Origin of the sequence: Serratia aquatilis (assembly GCF_044865145.1) — a bacterium.
GTDB classification, from domain to species: Bacteria; Pseudomonadota; Gammaproteobacteria; order Enterobacterales; family Enterobacteriaceae; genus Chania; species Chania aquatilis.
Genome location: NZ_CP173186.1, coordinates 3,025,073 through 3,041,640, shown reverse-complemented (window position 1 = coordinate 3,041,640; position 16,568 = coordinate 3,025,073). Strand labels below are relative to the sequence as shown.

At 52.0% G+C, this 16,568-nt stretch carries 14 protein-coding genes, 1 tRNA gene and 1 pseudogene; 6 read left to right on the top strand and 10 right to left on the bottom strand.

The annotated features are described in order from the left end of the window. Window positions 1–50 precede the first annotated feature (50 nt). Both SAQUA_RS13725 and SAQUA_RS13720 read right to left on the bottom strand, forming a co-directional pair. Window positions 51–1,136 (bottom strand): FAD-dependent oxidoreductase, encoded by a 1,086-nt coding sequence (locus SAQUA_RS13725; protein WP_380675816.1) that lies wholly within the window; start codon window positions 1,134–1,136, stop codon window positions 51–53. Further along, complete coding sequence (locus tag SAQUA_RS13720) at window positions 1,136–3,292, bottom strand: FAD-dependent oxidoreductase (RefSeq protein WP_380675814.1); 2,157 nt, start codon at window positions 3,290–3,292, stop codon at window positions 1,136–1,138. Before SAQUA_RS13720 ends, SAQUA_RS13725 begins: the two co-directional genes overlap by 1 nt. Window positions 3,293–3,671: 379 nt before the next feature. On the opposite strand from SAQUA_RS13720, the pseudogene SAQUA_RS13715 reads away from it, so the two are divergent. Next, window positions 3,672–3,811, top strand: a pseudogene (locus SAQUA_RS13715) (IS5/IS1182 family transposase); the annotation flags it as partial. A gap of 388 nt (window positions 3,812–4,199) precedes the next feature. On the opposite strand, the gene SAQUA_RS13710 reads toward SAQUA_RS13715, so the two are convergent. The 5 genes from SAQUA_RS13710 to SAQUA_RS13690 all read right to left on the bottom strand — a co-directional run bounded on the left by SAQUA_RS13710 (window position 4,200) and on the right by SAQUA_RS13690 (window position 7,628). Continuing rightward, a tRNA-Asn gene (locus SAQUA_RS13710) sits at window positions 4,200–4,275 on the bottom strand. A 93-nt stretch (window positions 4,276–4,368) separates the two neighbouring features. Continuing rightward, entirely contained in the window at window positions 4,369–5,157 is a 789-nt protein-coding gene (gene mtfA / locus SAQUA_RS13705) for a DgsA anti-repressor MtfA (protein ID WP_380675812.1), read from the bottom strand. A gap of 574 nt (window positions 5,158–5,731) precedes the next feature. Beyond that, window positions 5,732–5,956, bottom strand: a complete 225-nt coding sequence (locus SAQUA_RS13700) for a YdcH family protein (protein WP_380675810.1) — start codon at window positions 5,954–5,956, stop codon at window positions 5,732–5,734. Between the two features lie 126 nt (window positions 5,957–6,082). Continuing rightward, the gene (locus SAQUA_RS13695) at window positions 6,083–7,000 is read right to left on the bottom strand and encodes a pyridoxamine 5'-phosphate oxidase family protein (RefSeq protein WP_380675808.1); all 918 of its coding nucleotides are present in this window, start codon (window positions 6,998–7,000) and stop codon (window positions 6,083–6,085) included. Between the two features lies 1 nt (window position 7,001). After that, window positions 7,002–7,628: a glutathione S-transferase gene (locus SAQUA_RS13690; RefSeq protein ID WP_380675806.1), complete on the bottom strand. Its 627-nt coding sequence runs from the start codon at window positions 7,626–7,628 to the stop codon at window positions 7,002–7,004. A gap of 416 nt (window positions 7,629–8,044) precedes the next feature. Here SAQUA_RS13690 and SAQUA_RS13685 point away from each other — a divergent pair, with 416 nt between their 5' ends. The 5 genes from SAQUA_RS13685 to SAQUA_RS13665 all read left to right on the top strand — a co-directional run bounded on the left by SAQUA_RS13685 (window position 8,045) and on the right by SAQUA_RS13665 (window position 13,561). Then, a complete protein-coding gene (locus SAQUA_RS13685) occupies window positions 8,045–9,001 on the top strand; it encodes a LysR family transcriptional regulator (RefSeq protein ID WP_380675804.1) in 957 nt (318 codons plus the stop codon). 533 nt (window positions 9,002–9,534) lie between these two features. After that, window positions 9,535–10,350: an alpha/beta hydrolase gene (locus tag SAQUA_RS13680; protein ID WP_380675802.1), complete on the top strand. Its 816-nt coding sequence runs from the start codon at window positions 9,535–9,537 to the stop codon at window positions 10,348–10,350. Then, window positions 10,334–10,705: a RidA family protein gene (locus tag SAQUA_RS13675; RefSeq protein WP_380675800.1), complete on the top strand. Its 372-nt coding sequence runs from the start codon at window positions 10,334–10,336 to the stop codon at window positions 10,703–10,705. The genes SAQUA_RS13680 and SAQUA_RS13675 overlap by 17 nt, the downstream gene beginning before the upstream one ends. Window positions 10,706–10,957: 252 nt before the next feature. Next, window positions 10,958–12,142 carry an aromatic amino acid transaminase gene (locus SAQUA_RS13670; protein ID WP_380675799.1) on the top strand — a complete coding sequence of 395 codons (1,185 nt, stop codon included), beginning with the start codon at window positions 10,958–10,960 and terminating at the stop codon, window positions 12,140–12,142. A gap of 15 nt (window positions 12,143–12,157) precedes the next feature. Then, window positions 12,158–13,561, top strand: a complete 1,404-nt coding sequence (locus SAQUA_RS13665) for an amino acid permease (RefSeq protein ID WP_380675798.1) — start codon at window positions 12,158–12,160, stop codon at window positions 13,559–13,561. A gap of 30 nt (window positions 13,562–13,591) precedes the next feature. Here the strand turns inward: SAQUA_RS13665 and paaY are convergent, their stop codons facing one another. From paaY to paaK, 3 genes are all read right to left on the bottom strand, one after another. After that, complete coding sequence (paaY, locus tag SAQUA_RS13660; RefSeq protein WP_380675796.1) at window positions 13,592–14,188, bottom strand: phenylacetic acid degradation protein PaaY; 597 nt, start codon at window positions 14,186–14,188, stop codon at window positions 13,592–13,594. A gap of 12 nt (window positions 14,189–14,200) precedes the next feature. Continuing rightward, window positions 14,201–15,142, bottom strand: coding sequence for a phenylacetic acid degradation operon negative regulatory protein PaaX (gene paaX / locus SAQUA_RS13655; RefSeq protein ID WP_380675794.1), 942 nt, complete (start codon window positions 15,140–15,142; stop codon window positions 14,201–14,203). A gap of 114 nt (window positions 15,143–15,256) precedes the next feature. Continuing rightward, a complete protein-coding gene (gene paaK, locus SAQUA_RS13650; protein ID WP_380675792.1) occupies window positions 15,257–16,564 on the bottom strand; it encodes a phenylacetate--CoA ligase PaaK in 1,308 nt (435 codons plus the stop codon). Window positions 16,565–16,568: the final 4 nt, after the last annotated feature.

Below are 16,568 nucleotides of genomic sequence, written 5' to 3'. Positions count from 1 at the left end.
CACGATTGCGCTTTGCAGTTGTCTCATCAACTTCATTTTATGCTCTCTCCTCATGCCCATTTGTCGATGCTGTGATGCCGGATAAACCGCCGGTCGAGAAAATCCTTCCACCGTCCCGCCAAACGTCCTTCGCCAGTCAAGGGCCCCCAACTCATCAGTGCGCCGCCTTGCCCGTCAGCCAGGAGTGCCAATGGCGAGGTGGCGGGTTTAAAGCGACCAAGGGGGTGCTTCGTGAACAGATGCGTCAGGTTATTCGCCAATACTTCTCCCTGGCGTACCGCATTCACGCCATTTTTGGGTGTCCCGGCGATGGTGGCACAATCGCCCGTGGCAAAGATATGGGGATGGGAGGGGCTTTGCAGCGTGGCTGAGCTCTGAATAAACCCTTGCGGGTCACACTGCAGCCCCGAATTCTGCCACCAGGCCAAAGGTGTCGGTCCGGTCGCCATGATCACCCTGTTTCCCTGCCACACGGTCTGTTGTCCCGACATCAACCTGTCGCCGGTAAGGGTATCAACAGCGCAGTGTTCATGCACTTGGATGCCCCTTTGGTGCAGATGACGCAGCGCCCGTGTCCGTAGCGTGGGAAGATGACCACGAAGCAGGACACCGCCACAAAACAGTGCCAGAGAAGGGGTTTGATGGGCCAGTGCCAGGGCCAATTCTACACCCGCTGCTCCGCCCCCGACGATCGCCACGGGGGCGGGATTTTGCTGCCAGCGCTTCACTGTCAGCAGAAAATCGGCAAAGGGTTTCACTGGACATATCTCGATAGATGACTGCTGGCGCTCAGGCAACCGGGGAACCGAACCGGTATTCAGGGATAACCACTGTCCTTGCAGCCAGGTCTCGTCTACCAACCGGACCTTTTTTTTGTCCGCCTCCAACGTATCCAGTGTTCCCTGGATAAATTCAACCCCCGCCGCCCGACAGAGAGGGGGTAAATGAATACGGCACTGTTCCGGTCGATAGTGCCCGGCCAATAACCCCGGCAGCATACCGGAGTACCACGCATAGGGCGATGGGGAAAGCAAGGCGATGCGCCTTGCCTTGACAGGATGGGCTGCCCACTGACGCAAGACCACCACATGCGCATGGCCTGCACCGACCAACAGGATATCGAACGTTGCTGCCATCAAGCCTTACTCCCCAAACGCCAGCGATGAAAACGTGCCAACCCCAGTATTAACCACTGCGGCGTGTGCGCCTTTTTCCAGGCTCCCGCAACGTATTTATTGGCCTCACTCAACGTTGGGTAAATATGGATAGTTGCCAATATCTTGTTTAACCCGTAGCCGTGCTTCATGGCGGCGACATATTCCGTGATCAGTTCTCCGGCCTGTTCTCCCACCACAGTGACTCCCAGAATACGGTCACGACCCGGCTCGGTTAACACCTGTATATAGCCGTGCGCTGCGTTTTCGGTGATTGCCCGATCAAGTTCACCCAGTTCAAACCGGGTAAGTTCATAAGCAATGCCTTGCCGTCTGGCTTCCTGTTCATTTAATCCAACCCGGGCGACTTCGGGGTCGGTAAAGGTCGCCCAGGGCATCAGTCGATAATCCACTTTAAAGCGTTTTATCTGCCCAAACAGGCCATTGACAGCGGCATACCAGGCTTGATGCGCCGAGGCGTGCGTGAACTGATAAGGTCCTGTGACATCCCCCACGGCAAAAATGTGCGGAAACCGGGTAGCCAGATATTCATCGGTTTCCAAGGTGCCATTCTCCCTGACAGCCAGGGAGAGCGTCTCCAGGCCAAACCCACTCACGTTGGCCAAGCGCCCCAACGCCAGCAGCACGCGATCAAAGGGCAGAGAGACTTCCGTGTCATCGGCCTGGCTATGGCAGATGAGCTGGTGCTTGCCTGCGTCTGTCTCAAAACGCACCGTGTTATGCAGCAGGCGGACATCCACGCCATCGGCTCTCAGTGCCTGTATGACGGCCTCACTGGCCTCGTGGTCCTCGCGCTTCAGCACCCGCGTCCCTCGCTCAACCAGTGTGACCGCGCACCCCAGGCGCTGAAACGCCTGCGCCAACTCACACCCGATAGGGCCGCCCCCCAGGATCAATAGCCGTTGGGGTTGTTCACGCAGTGTCCAGATCGTGTCGGTCGTCAAGGCATCTACCTGTTCCAGGCCAGGAATATCCGGGATGATTGGTCTGGCACCGGTTGCAATCACCATCGAGCGAGTACTCAAGTGCTGACCGTTGACCTCCACGCTCCAGGGGGACGTCACCGTCGCTTTTCCCTGGATCACCTCTACGCCGAGTTGAGAATAACGCTCAACAGAATCATGGGGTTCGATACGTTGGATAACCTGTTGGACCCGCGCCATCACCGCCGCAAAATCGACCTGAGCGGAGACCTGACGGAAACCCAGTTGCTCAGCATGTTTCAGATCGTTTGCCAAACGGGCTGCACGGATTAACGCCTTAGAAGGCACACACCCGGTATTCAGGCAATCTCCACCCATGTCACCTTTTTCAATCAGCGTCACTTTTGCCTTGACGGCTGCCGCGATATAAGCCGAGACCAGACCGCCGGAACCTGCACCGATCACCACCAGATTCCGATCAAAGTGTGCCGGTTTGCGCCAACCGGCCAACGGTTGACGGCGTTTAAACGCGTTCAATGCGCTTCGGGAAATCAGGGGTAACAGACCGAGCAGCGCAAATGCCCCGAGCAACCCGGGTGTGACAATCCCCGCCAGAGAGGTGATCTGCGCCAGCTCGCGGCCTGCGTTCACATAGACCAGCGTCCCCGGCAACATGCCCAACTGGCTGACCCACCAGAAGGTCCGTGCTGGCAGGCGGGTTACCCCCATCGCCAGATTGATCAAAAAGAAGGGAAAGACCGGGACCAGCCGCAATGCGAACAGGTAGAAAGCCCCATCCTGTGCGATCCCTTTATCAATGGCACCAAACCGATGTTGAAAACGCCGCTGTACCCAATCGCGAAGCAGGAAACGGCTGATCAACATGGCCAGTGTTGCCCCCAGGGTTGAGGCAAAGGAAACCAGTACGGCACCTTGCATCAGGCCAAACAAGGCCCCGGCAAGCAACGTCATCAGGACAGCGCCCGGTACAGAAAGCGCGGTGATCAGCACATACAACAGGAAGAAAGCGCTGCCCGCCAACCAAGGTTCCTCTGCCACCCAGCCATTCAGCCTTGCCTGATGGCTTTTCAATACCGCCAAATTCAGGTACTCCGCTGGTGGGAAGAGAGTGAGAAGCGCCACGGCCAGCAGGATGCTCACCAGCAAAAGCGTGTTTTTCTTATTCATTGCCATGTTCAACATCCTTTGACTGAGAACCAAAGTGAAGCGTTTTTGGCCACCCAGAGATTCCTGCAGGGCGCAAATTCCCGGAATTTTTCCAGGCAAGGTTTCTTCTTGGAATGGGTATCTGGCCAGCCAGATAGACAGAGGAATGTTTCATACGCCCTTTAACCTCAGTCTGCAAGATATCCCCTCCTGGGCGGCTTGGATCAGTTCAGGACGCTGTATCATGGTGTATTCCTTTTCAGTTTTATGCTGTTGAGTATAGGTAACGGTCACTGTTGTCCTAGCCACATAGTGTCGAATTATTTTGTGTATAGAGAGGGGAAAAGAAGAAAAGGATTTAAAAAATTATTTTTTGATGAGCCCTTTTATCCTTATTGGTTGTTGCCTGTATTTTCTTGTGGAGAGCACCGGTATCAAGATGACGGGTGAAGGCGAGTAAAAGATGAAAAAATGTACCTAGGTGTTGATGCAGAAACGCTGGAAATCCAGGCTATAGCGATCAGAGACAACCGCATTGGTGGCGCCAAAATTTATCGTGTTTTGTCATCGCCATTGCGGCGATCATTGACCTGTTGCTGTTCAAACCCCAGCAGGGGGCAGCACATGATCCATTACCGATTGCCATACGGCGTCGGGTTGGCTTTTTCTGGGCGACGCTGTTCTTTGCGTTGCTGACTGATCTTACCCGCTACAATATTTGGCGATAGCTTATTCACGCATCTCCCACTATGAGAAATGAATGTACTGCTCGATATCTAAGATGGCGGTGTCGGCATTTTTTTAGGCACGAAACATGCCAGAAAGTTATTTTTATATGCGGCTTGGAATATTGGTTACTGAACTAAATAAAGGTATAAGCAATTGATAGAACGCAAAAACCCCGCTTAGTTTCCTAAGCGGGGTTTTCTAAATTTGGCTCCTCTGACTGGACTCGAACCAGTGACATACGGATTAACAGTCCGCCGTTCTACCGACTGAACTACAGAGGAATCGTGTGAACGGGGCGCATCATATCCAGCTACTCAGAGAGTGTCAACGCTAAATTTCCTTTGAGGATGCAAATGCTCATCATCTGAGCAACATTAGTGAGACAGCGGCTCATTGTTGGCATACCAACGTTGTAAACGGGCCAGCGGATTTTGTTTGTAAAAGCGGCAGAAGTGATCATATAAAGCAGGGAAACGGTTAGCCAACAGTTCTGGGGCGCTGAAGAAGTACTCCGAGAGCACGGCAAAACACTCGGCAGGGTCACTGGCGGCATAGGCATCCATACTGGCAGCCTCTTCACCTACCATATCAATCTCGTCTTGCAGGTTCTCCATCGCTGCGTGCAAGTCATATTCCCAAGCAGCAATATCACGCAGCGGGATGGGAGGAACGCCTGTCGCCGTGCCACCATTGCGCATGTCGAGTTTGTGCACGGCTTCATGGATCACCAGGTTAAAACCCGAAAGATCGAAAGAGTCTTGCACGTCCAGCCAGTTCAGGACTATTGGCCCTTGCTCCCAACTTTGGCCGGCCTGCACGACTGGCCCAGAATGTACCAGGCCAATGTCATCCTGCCATTCATCTTCCACAACGAAAGGGGAGGGATAAAGCAGGACTTCGTTGAAGCCATCTAGGCATTCAGCGCCCAACTCCATTACCGGCAATGCAAACAACAGCGCAATACGTGCCTGCATCAAGGGGGTGAGTTCCAACCCTTGTAAAGGCAAGATACGTTTGTTCTGCAAAATCTGGCTGGCGACAGTCACCAAACGCCGCTGCTCGGTTTCATCTAAAGGAGAGAGAAGGGGAATTGTCAGGGCTTCCTGCCACTCGGCAAACGTTTCCTCTTGCGCTTGATGTGTTTTCCACGGCCATTTAATCATTGCGTTGCTCGTAAAGGTCACTTGAACATTCGGCTGGGATGGACATTATCAACATGCCACAAAAAGGAGCAACATAGCTCACATTTCACAACGTGTGCATGGGCGGCTGAACAGGACGGCTTCGGAGCCATTAAAAGGAACAGTCCTTTCGAATGGTTAAATCCCTCCATTCGATTATTCAAACACTTACGGGCAAGATTGTCTGTGACCAATATCCCAGCAAGAAAAAGAGGGCAAACAGACTGTTCAATGGCACTACATGGTTACCATTAAATAGTCGCACTTTCTGTTCAGCGGGTAGGGAATAAAATCAATTTAACTATTTATACCCTTCATACTTCAATTTGCTTGGGTGTTGGCCGCGCTTACTCACCCCAGTCACATAGTTATCTATGCTCCTGGGGCCTCGCAAGCTTGCCGCGTTACTCGGCCCAAAATTGGGCCTCGCCCCTACGGGGCCAGCGCAAGCGCTGTTCAAAAACGCATTGTGTTTTTGTCAAGCAACTCGAATTTTTTTGGGTATATAGAGTGATAACCAGAAATCCCCGCATTAGTGCGGGGATCGGCGGGGGTGTTACTTGGTGGCTACGTTCTCTGCCTTTAGAATTTTATGTATCTCATCCTTGATATGCAGTTTTTCTTTTTTCAGCCGTACCACTTGATCAGAATAACCAGTGCCGGAAGGCCCTTCTAACCGGGAAATTTCATGGTCAAGTTGATTGTGCTTTTCGAACAACGACTGGAAACGAGGGTGGCTTGATTTGAGTTGCGATATTAAGTCACGATATTCAGGAAACATACTCAATCTCCTTTGAGTCGAACTGAAAACTGGAGGGCATCTCCGCTTTTACATTAACTCAGTGCGGATATTTTTGGAATGGTATTACTAAGCAAAAAAATATCGTGCTGCACAACCAGCAAAAACCTAGTTAACCCGAGGCCAGATCCCTGTGCGCAGCGTTGTGGGAGAGAATGCAACGTTTCTGCCACGCCAGGTAAATGCCTGGCGAAATCGCCATACACGGGTGATATCAAAACGCCAGTAACGTTCGGCCCCTTCGACGATAACATTCTCCGTTCGCCATAAAATTTGCGTTTCCCCCTGCAGGTGCAAAATATCGCCTTGTTCAAAATCGATAAACAGCAGTGCGGCGCGTGGTTGCGCCAGCAAGTTCCCTAACGTGTTCATATAGCGGTTGCCACGAAAATCCGGTACCCATAATGTTTCGCCAGCAAGATAAATAAATCCTGGGCGACCACCACGGTGAGAAATATCAATTCCCCCAAGGCGAGATCCACCGTGTGCGTAACTGGCGACAAAGCAGGTATCCGCCTGTTGGATCATTGTGCGAGCTTCATTATCCAACTTGCCGAGTCTCTCAATGGATTTGATTGGATCAGCAACGGCGGTGAGTTCCCGCTGTTGGATGTACTGCGGGCAATTACCGAAGCTTTGTTGAACCGCAATTTCTACACGGTTTTTATCCGTACGGCTGATAACGCCATTAACCCGGTTGCGTCGCCGATTACTGAAATCGAGCCCCAATGCGCCAACAGGTTGCCCAGGATAAAGTGCTGCCTGTGCAGGATCGTCAGCCCGGCGTTGCGAACTGATCCGCAAATGTTCTGGGTCTGGGGAACGCAAAAATCCCTCAGGGCCGCTAAAAACAGTGGCAACGGGCCAACGATTTTCGTCCAGCGTGGCAACAAACAGATAAGGTAGAGAATGAAAAAACTCACGATGCTGCTCAGGCATCACGGGGAAAATATTACCGCTGACAGCATCGAACCCCGCCAGCATTTGCGCACGAACCTCATCAGGATGAAACCCGAGCATTGCCATTTTATCGGCCCTCAGCCTGAGCAGGCAGAGGCAAAACTGGCATCGGGAAAAAACCGGGTAGCGCTTCAATACGCTTAATCCAGCGCTTTATCGCCGGGAACGGCTCGAGTGAAATCCCGCCTTCGGGGGCTGCTGAGACATAGCTGAAGCAAGCTAGATCGGCGATGGTAGGCTGAGGTGTGACTAAAAATTCACGTTCGGCCAGATGTTGTTCCATTTTAGGAAGAAACCGCGCGCTGATAGCCAGCGCACTTTGGTAATCTTCAGGCACTGAAAATTGTACAACCATCCTACAGGAAGCTGGCCCGTAGCGTATTTCTCCGCTTGCCTTGGAAAGCCATGTTTGTACTTGTGCGCTTGCCAGCGGAGCCTCTGGTAACCAGTGGCTATCTGGAGCATAACGTTTTACCAGATAAATCATGATGGCATTGCTGTCAGTCAAAATAAGCTCATCGTCCAACAGTACTGGAATTTGTCCGAGGGGATTCAACCGAAGAAATTCCTTGCTGCTGCGTACTGTTGCTGGTGCCGGACAATACTCATAAGGCAGGTTGAGCATTTTTAACAGTAATTCAACGCGATGAGAGTGGCCGGAAACGGGTATGCCGTAAAGTTTCAATGTTTGCATTGCGGATCTCCTTGATGTGCTGGTATTAGGCTGTGTCCCTTAACTGCACGCGAGTGCCGCTGGCGGTCATTTGCGCGCAGGGCAAGGCATGAGCCACGAGGTTTGGTGGACCAAATAAGCGGCGAACAACGCCGCAATGCGTGCAAATGGCCCCAGCCCGTAGGGTCGCGCCCCAAAAGCCCGTTTTCTGTGTTGTCGGGTTTGAACAGAGGGCCACTCTGCCCTTCACCCTCCGCCTTGATAACGGGCTTTTGGGTCTGCGACGGCACTACGGACAGTCAAGGAACACAGCCTAGGCTGTCTCCCACAAATAACCGCAGACGAGCGATTCAGGGAGTCGGCCTACAATACTCTTGCGCAATGCAGTGTGAATCAGTAAAGATGGCAATTGATAATTTCAAATAACGGAATAATCAATGGACCGTTTGGATGAGTTGGCGATTTTTGTCGCGGTAATACAGCATGGCAGTCTGGCGGGGGCGGCGCGTAAATTGCACCGTTCAGCCCCGGCGGTAACCAGAGCAATCGCTTCGTTGGAAGAACGTTTCGGTTCGAGGTTGCTAGAACGGACTACCCGGCGTCTAGCGCCAACGGAAGCGGGGCAGAGGTTAGCTGAGCGCGCCCGCATATTGCTTCATGAGTATCAGGAAGCCGTGAACGATACGGCAGAAAGTCAATTGAACGGTCTATTGCGTGTAACCTCGCCAGTGCAGTTCGGGCGCAAGCATGTCGCGCCTGTGGTGATGACATTTCTAGAGCGCTATCCGCAACTCCAGATCGAAATGCGGCTTGATGATCGTAATCTTGAGCTAATCGATGAAGGGATAGATATTGCGGTGCGTATCGGCCGTTTGCAGGATTCTTCCATGGTTGCACGCAAGTTGGGCGAGGTCACGTTGGTGACGGTTGCCAGCCCAGCCTATCTGGCGCAGCGCGGCGAGCCTCTGCAGCCTGCGCAACTGGCGGAGCATGATACTATTTTCGGCACTTCACACCCATCATTGCCTGAGTGGCGTTTCGGCCCCTATGAAAACAGCGGACGAGTACGTTTAACGCCGCGTTTGTTGCTCAACGAAGTAGAAACCCAACTGTTGGCTGTGCGTGCAGGCAAAGGCGTCGCTCGGTTATTATCGTATCAGGTCGCGGATGACCTTGCTGCCGGTACATTGGTGCGATTGCTGGCGGAATATGAACCGCTCCCGATGCCGGTACAACTGGTGGCAAATAATGTCCACCGCATGCCATTGAAGGTTCGTGCTTTCTGGGATTACGCCTATCAGCAACTTAGTCAATTAACTCACATTAGGCTGTGTCCCTTAATTGCCCGTGGTGCCGTCGCAGACCCAAAAGCCCGTTATCAAGGCGGAGGGTGAAGGGCAGAGTGGCCCTCTGTTCAAACCCGACAACACAGAAAACGGGCTTTTGGGGCGCGACCCTACGGGCTGGGACCATTTGCGCGCATTGCTGCGTTGTTCGCCGCTTATTTGGTCCACCAAACCTCGCGGCTCACGCCTTGCCCTGTGCGCAAATGACCGCCAGCGGCGCTCGCGTGAAATTAAGGGACACAGCCTAATCCGCAGCAAAAATAACTCTTATTCAGACTGCTGACAAAGCCCGTTATTAGGGGGAGCGTGCCGAAGGGGTCGTAACGGCGTAAGCCGTCGGAGCGCCCCTCGGTGCGCTAGGCCCGTGTATCTCGGGTTAAAAGGCAACTTTGTCATCAACCTCCTCTTATTACTTACTGTTTCATTGGTGGAACAGTAAATAGTTTCACAGGTAAAACTATTTAGCTGAAAAATAAAATTTATATCGATAAGCACGCATTGCTACGATCGCTATCTTGACAATAATTTAACCAATTGCTAATAGTTAGACTACATTTTAAATAATAAACAAAGTTTAATATATGAAACTCCTTGCTGGCAGTTATGATAACGGCGCCACGGTAGATGATGAAAAAGCGATATTGCTGTCATTTCAATCGCAGAGCCGTGAGATTTACCAGAAGCAATCTCATCAGCGGGATATTACCTATGGGGATTCATCGCGGGAAGTTTTAGATTGGTTTTATTCAACGGCGGAGCACAGGGGAACATTAGTATTTTTGCATGGCGGCTATTGGCAGTTTTGTAATAAAGAAGACTTTGCTTTTATTGCCAAAACCCCGTTGTCATTAGGCTTCGATGTGGTATTAGTGGAATATACTTTGGCACCGATTGCCACGCTGGAAGATATTTGCCAGCAAATCGGTGTGGCGTTGGATGTTATCGAGCAACATGCACAACAGCGCGGCGGAAAACCAGTCTATCTGAGTGGCCATTCAGCTGGGGGCCAATTAGCAGCTTACTGGCAACACCATTCATGTGTACATGCGGTTTTTGCTATTAGCGGGATTTTTGAATTGGAACCGTTGCTTAGTACTTATGTTAACCAACAATTAAAATTGACGACACCGCAGATAAAAAACTTAAGCCCGGCACGTAATATTCCGCAATCGCTAAAACCGTTAGTCCTGTTTTACGGTACAGAAGAATTACCCGAGCTTATTGGTCAGTCGGTTTACTATCATTCAGTATTGCAAAGCAAAGACCTACCCGTCCGTTGCTGCCCGGTTGGCGGCGCGAATCATTTCAGCGTGCTGCAAACCCTGTTTGCCGCCGACGGTATGTTGTGCCGCGAACTGCTTACTTATGGAGAAAAATCTGATGCGAACAATCATTGAGACTGGTTTGCCCGATATCGGCCAACCCTTTTCCTGGGCCACCAAAGGGGGAGGAATGTTATTTACTGCTCATGGGCCGGTAAAACAGGATGGGACGATTGAAACGGGGCCAGCAGAAAAACAGATCACACTGACGTTTGATAATTTAGCTAAGGCATTGGCGGCAGCTAATAGTCACAGTGGTAATGTTTTACAGGTTATTGTTTATCTTACCGATGTCAATGACGTTAAACTTCTCGACAGTATATACAAGAATTATTTTAATCACCCATATCCCAATCGCTCAACCGTTATTGTTGAAAAACTGGTTGTACCTGGCATGAAAATAGAAATTACCGTTAGCGCCGTCGCTTAATAGCTAACACTCATTATACTTCAAGTTGCATGGGTGTTAGCTGCGACCAATCGCACCAGTCACATAGTGGGCTATGCTCCTGGCGACTCTCGGTCTTGCCGCCTACATGCAACTCGAATTATTTAGAGTATATGACTCGCGTCTATTCAGCTCCGCGAACTGAATGCTCAGTTGCAACTTGAATTATTTTGAGTGTTTTAAAAAAATAACATTCACCTGCTAATTCATTTAACTATGAATTAAGGATACCCTATGTTTAACCATATTAAACCCTCTTCACCCGATCCTATTATGTCGCTAATGGAGGCGTACATGCAGGATCCCAATCCACAGAAAGTCAATTTAGGTATTGGCTTGTATTACGATCACCAAGGGAAGATCCCTTTGGTGCAAGCCGTACATATTGCCGAGCAGCGTTTGCTGGAGCAACAGCGTCCACATAGTTACCCGCCAATTGAAGGTTCTGCACTGTTTGCCGGTCAGATCCAGACGTTATTATTTGGCGAGCAGTCTGCCCATATTGCTACAGTGCAGACGGTGGGCGGTTCTGGCGCGTTGAAACTGGGTGCCGATTTTATTTATCACTTTCTGTCACGCCGTGAAATCTGGGTATCTGATCCAACCTGGGCCAACCACTGGGCGATATTTGAAGGCGCAGGGTTAAAAGTGCATACCTACCCCTATTTCGACGATGCTTCTGGTCAGCTTCGCTTTAACGCCATGATCGACACCTTGTCTTCCTTGCCCGAAGGGGCGGTGGTGTTACTCCATCCTTGCTGCCATAACCCTACCGGAACGGATCTCAACCCAGAGCAATGGCGGGCAGTACTCGATGTTGTGCAACAACGGCGCTTGCTGCCTTTCTTTGACATTGCTTATCAGGGCTTTGGCGATGGATTGGATGAGGATTGTTTCGCCCTGCGCGAAGTGTTGAAGAGCGATGTTGATTTTCTGGTCAGCAACTCTTTTTCAAAGAATGTGGCGCTGTATGGCCAGCGCTTGGGTGGCTTATCGGTGCGCTGTGGCTCGGTGGAAACAGCCAGCAATGTCAAAGGTGCATTGAAAACCCTGATCCGTCGCAGCTATTCCTGCCCACCGACTCACGGTAGCCAGATTGTCGAGACGCTACTGGCGGATCCGCAGTTACAGCAACTGTGGGCCGGTGAGTTGGCGACGATGCGGCAACGTATCAAGCAGATGCGCGCCAGTCTATCCGCAGGGCTGGAGCAGGGTGGGACTACGCTGGACTATACGCGTATTCGCGATCAGAAAGGCATGTTCAGCTATACCGGGCTGACGGAACATCAAGTCAGCCAGTTGCGCCAACAATACTCAATCTATCTGGTCGCTCCCGGCAGAATGTGTTTGCCCGGTCTTAACCAGCAGAACGTTGACTATGTTACTGCCGCCATCCTGGACGTTACCCGCGCAGCGTGAAAAAGGTGAGCAATCATGAAAGATATAAAGCGTTTTGATGAAATTGCGCAGCGGCAAGGTGGGCTGAAGAAGCAACTGACCGCAGGCCAAATGTCGATGCTGGCGATCGGCGGGGCGATTGGTACTGGTCTGTTTCTTGGCAGCGCCTACGCCATCCAGATGGCGGGGCCCAGCGTCCTGCTGAGTTATTTCATCGGCGGTGTCATCGCCCTGTTGTTGATGGGGTGCCTGGCAGAAATGACCTCCGAACACCCCACGCCGGGGTCGTTTGGCGACTACGCTGAGTTTTACCTTAGCCCGCTCTTTGGTTTTCTGGTGCGATACTCTTATTGGTCTTGCGTGGTGCTGGCGGTGGGGACCGAAGTCACCGCCATCGGTATGTACATGCAATTCTGGTTCCCAGGAACACCTATCTGGCCGTGGGTGCTGCTGTTTTCCGCCGGGGTGATTGTCATCAACGTGGTCGGGGTTAAGTCTTTTGGTCAGGTTGAGTATGCCCTTTCCACCGTCAAGGTGGTGGCTATCTCGGCGTTTATTGTCATCGGTATCGGTATTCTGGCATTTTCCGCCAATCCGACCTTTGGTATCCGCAATTTTACCGACAACGGTGGCTTTTTCCCATTCGGGGTCAAGGGCATGTGGTTTGCGGTGATCGTGTCGATCTTCAGTTACCTGAGTATTGAGATGATCGCCGTCGCGGCGGGTGAGGCTAAAAACCCGGTAGTTGCGGTAAAATCGGCGTTTAAGGGCACTATTCTGCGGCTGTTCATTTTCTATATGATGTCGATAGCCCTGATGCTGGCCATCGTGCCGTGGCGGCAGTCCGGTACGGGAGAAAGCCCTTTCCTGGTGGCAATGAATGTGATCCATTTGCCTGCCGCTGCTGGGATCTTTAATTTTGTTGTGCTGGTTGCCGCGTTGTCGGCCATGAACAGCCAACTGTATATCACCACGCGTATGATGTTTTCACTGTCGCGTGCTGGTCAGGCTCCCGCCGCGCTGGGGCGGATCAGTAAACGCGGTATCCCGGTCAATGCGCTGGGGCTTTCCTGCATTGGTATTGTTGTTTCTATTGTGCTGAGCATTGTCTACCCGGAGAAATCATTCGCGGTAATGATGTCGATCTCGGTATACGGTGCCTGCTTTACCTGGTTGATGATTTTTGTCACCCATCTCTCTTTCCGCCGCCACCATGCGCAGACACACCTGAAATTCCGCATGTGGGGATATCCTTACTTTACTTTGGCGGGAGCGATACTGATGGCCGCGTTGATGATAACCACGCTGTTCACAGACTTCTTTAGAATGACGCTGTTGTTTGGTATTCCCTTTACCTTGTTGTTGGTGGCGATTTATTTTTATAGCCGCTCGGCACAGGGATTGGTTAGCGACAAAGCCCCCGCAGCGGGAGTGGAATGATGGCTGGCCGGGTTTAGGCCCGGCCAGGGTTTAAAGCTGACTTTTGGCTACTATCGATTCCTGGAAGCTCATGCGTTGGCGGCCTGGCTCTATCGCGCTGAGCGGCTCAACTTCTCGCAAGCTGTTTTTGCAGCGGATCACCAGAGCTTGATACTCCGCCGTACCGGCACGCTTCCAGGCCAACTCCTGTTCGGTCAGGTCACGGATTACGCGTGCCGGGCTGCCTAGCGCCAGTTTGTTGGCCGCGATTTCCGCCATCGCCTTCACAAAAGAACAGGCGCCGATAATGGTGTTCTCACCAATATCGGCACCGTCCATAATCACCGCATTCATGCCAACCATTGCGTTACGGCGTACCCGGCAACCATGCAGGATGGCACCGTGGCCGATATGCCCATCTTGCTCCACTACCGTGTCATTTTGCGGAAAACCATGCATTACGCAACAGTCCTGCACGTTGGCACCGTCTTCGATCACAATACGGCCAAAATCACCGCGCAGGCTGGCATTGGGGCCGATGTACACCCCTTTGCCAATAATGACATCACCAATCAGCACTGCGGTTGGATGAACAAAGCTGCTGGGATCGACTACTGGGGTCAGGCCATCAATCCGATACACAGGCATAGCGTAAGCTCCTTAGAATGTAGCATGATCGCGTGGCAGGCCACCGAACCGCCGGTAGTATCCCACGCCGGGGGCAGGCAAGGGTCCAATGGTGGTTTCTGCCAACGCACTGACATATTCGGTTGCGGCGTGATCCACCTGTTGATAGATATTGATGCACAGATTGCGAGCAATCTGCCCCTCCCACTGGGCGGGTAACAAAGCATCGGGCAGCAGGGGATCTTTCAGAACGACGCGGCGGTAGAAGTGGATCAATAATAACTTAATCTGAAAACAGCGCTGGGGTGTCAGCGTTTCACTGCTGGCTTCGCGCAACAAGGTCATCAAAGGGCGGAAGGAGACAATAAACTCATGGTAGTAGCCAGCAACCTCATTCAATGACCAGCAGTTGGCAACCATTTGCCGCAATGTCTGTTCGGAACGATTATAGGGATAATCGGCACGAAAGTAGATCACCTGCTCGCCAGCCTGAAGCTCACCCAACAGGGTTGGCACATCGGTTTGGCTATGGGTCGGGGCGGCCATCAGGTTGTTGGCAATTTGGCCGAAGCCCAGCCAACCTAACTCCTTCTTCAGCCGTGCGCGTTGATCTTTTTCAGCATTTTCCAACAGCAGCAACTCCCATTTTCCATCCCATTCCGGTTGCTCGCTGAGATAGATTTTTGATTCAGCGTGCCGGAACTGGCGCATGCCTTGCTCGGTAACCCGATAGTAGCTGCGGCGTCCGAGTTTCTCGACATCCAGCCAACCCTCTTTCTGCAAGCGAAATACCGAGGTACGCACAAAACGGTCACCGAAGCCGAGTGCTTCCAATAGCGTGCTTAAACTGCCAAGCCAAATTTCTCCGCCACGATGGCTTAATGCATCGCCGTACAATGAAATAATCAATGAGGTACCGCTGATCGGTTGCGCGCTCAAAGCATGGCGAATAAATTCGTCCAGTTTATGTTCCATATTTTTCCATGGGTTGGCCCTAACTGAAGCACAACATTAACATAAACAATGAGACAGTGAATATCTGCCTCCTCAACCCAACCCTCAGGAACGGAGGGTTGGGAGATGGGCAACCTAGCGCGGGCGCAGGTCGATAACCCGTTGAGCTTTGCCTTCCGAACGCGGAATGTCGCCGCAGTTAGCAATACTGACATCGGTACTGACACCGATAATCGATTTAATATGGTGGCGCAGTTGGTGACAGATATCGCAACGCTGCTGGTGGCTGAGTATGAGTGCCGATTCTTTCAGTTCCACCCGCACTGCCAGCGTATCCAGATGCCCGGCGCGGCTCACCTGTAACTGATAGTGAGGCGACAGGTGTTCGAATTGCATAATCTGTTCTTCCACCTGCGAAGGGAAGACGTTAACACCGCGAATGATCAGCATGTCATCTGAGCGACCGGTGATCTTACCCATGCGGCGCATATTACGCGCATCCCCAGGTAGTAAGCGGGTGAGATCGCGGGTGCGATAGCGGATCACCGGCAGCGCCTCTTTGGTCAGCGTGGTGAAAACCAACTCACCGTGCTCACCGTCCGCGAGTTGGCGGCCTGTTTCTGGGTTAATGATCTCAGGCAGGAAGTGATCTTCCCAAATAGTCGGGCCACCGCCTCCTTCAGCACACTCCATTGCCACGCCAGGGCCCATGACTTCGGAAAGGCCGTAAATATCCAGCGCTTTGATCCCCATGCGCGTCTCGATTTCGTGACGCAAAGATTCAGTCCAGGGTTCCGCACCGAACACCCCAAGCCGCAGAGAACATTGACGCGCGTCACCGCCCATTTTGCGTTCCAGTTCGTCGATCAGCGTCAGGCAATAGGATGGCGTCACCATGATCACATCGGGCTTGAAATCCATGATCAGTTGCACCTGTTTTTCCGTCTGGCCACCAGACATTGGGATCACCGTGGCACCAAGGCGTTCTGCGCCATAGTGTGCACCCAGTCCACCGGTAAACAGACCATAGCCGTAGGCAACATGAATTTTGTCGTTGGCTGTTGCTCCGGCAGAACGCAGGCAACGGGCGACAATATCGGCCCAGTTGTCGATATCCCGTTGGGTATAGCCCACCACCGTTGGCCGACCGGTAGTGCCCGACGAGGCGTGAATACGTACCACTTGGTTCATCGGTACAGCAAAGGTATCGAAGGGATAATTGTCACGCAGATCTTGTTTGGTGGTGTATGGGAATAGCGCCAGATCGCTTAACTGTTTCAGATCGCTGGGGTGGACTCCAGCCTGATCGAATTTGCGTTGATACATTGGTACGTTGTTGTAGGCATGGTGTAGGGTCCATTGCAGGCGTTCCAGTTGTAATGCTTCTATTTCGTCGCGTGAAGCAAATTCAATCGCGTCGAGTGGCCGTGGATTTGTAGTCATCTTT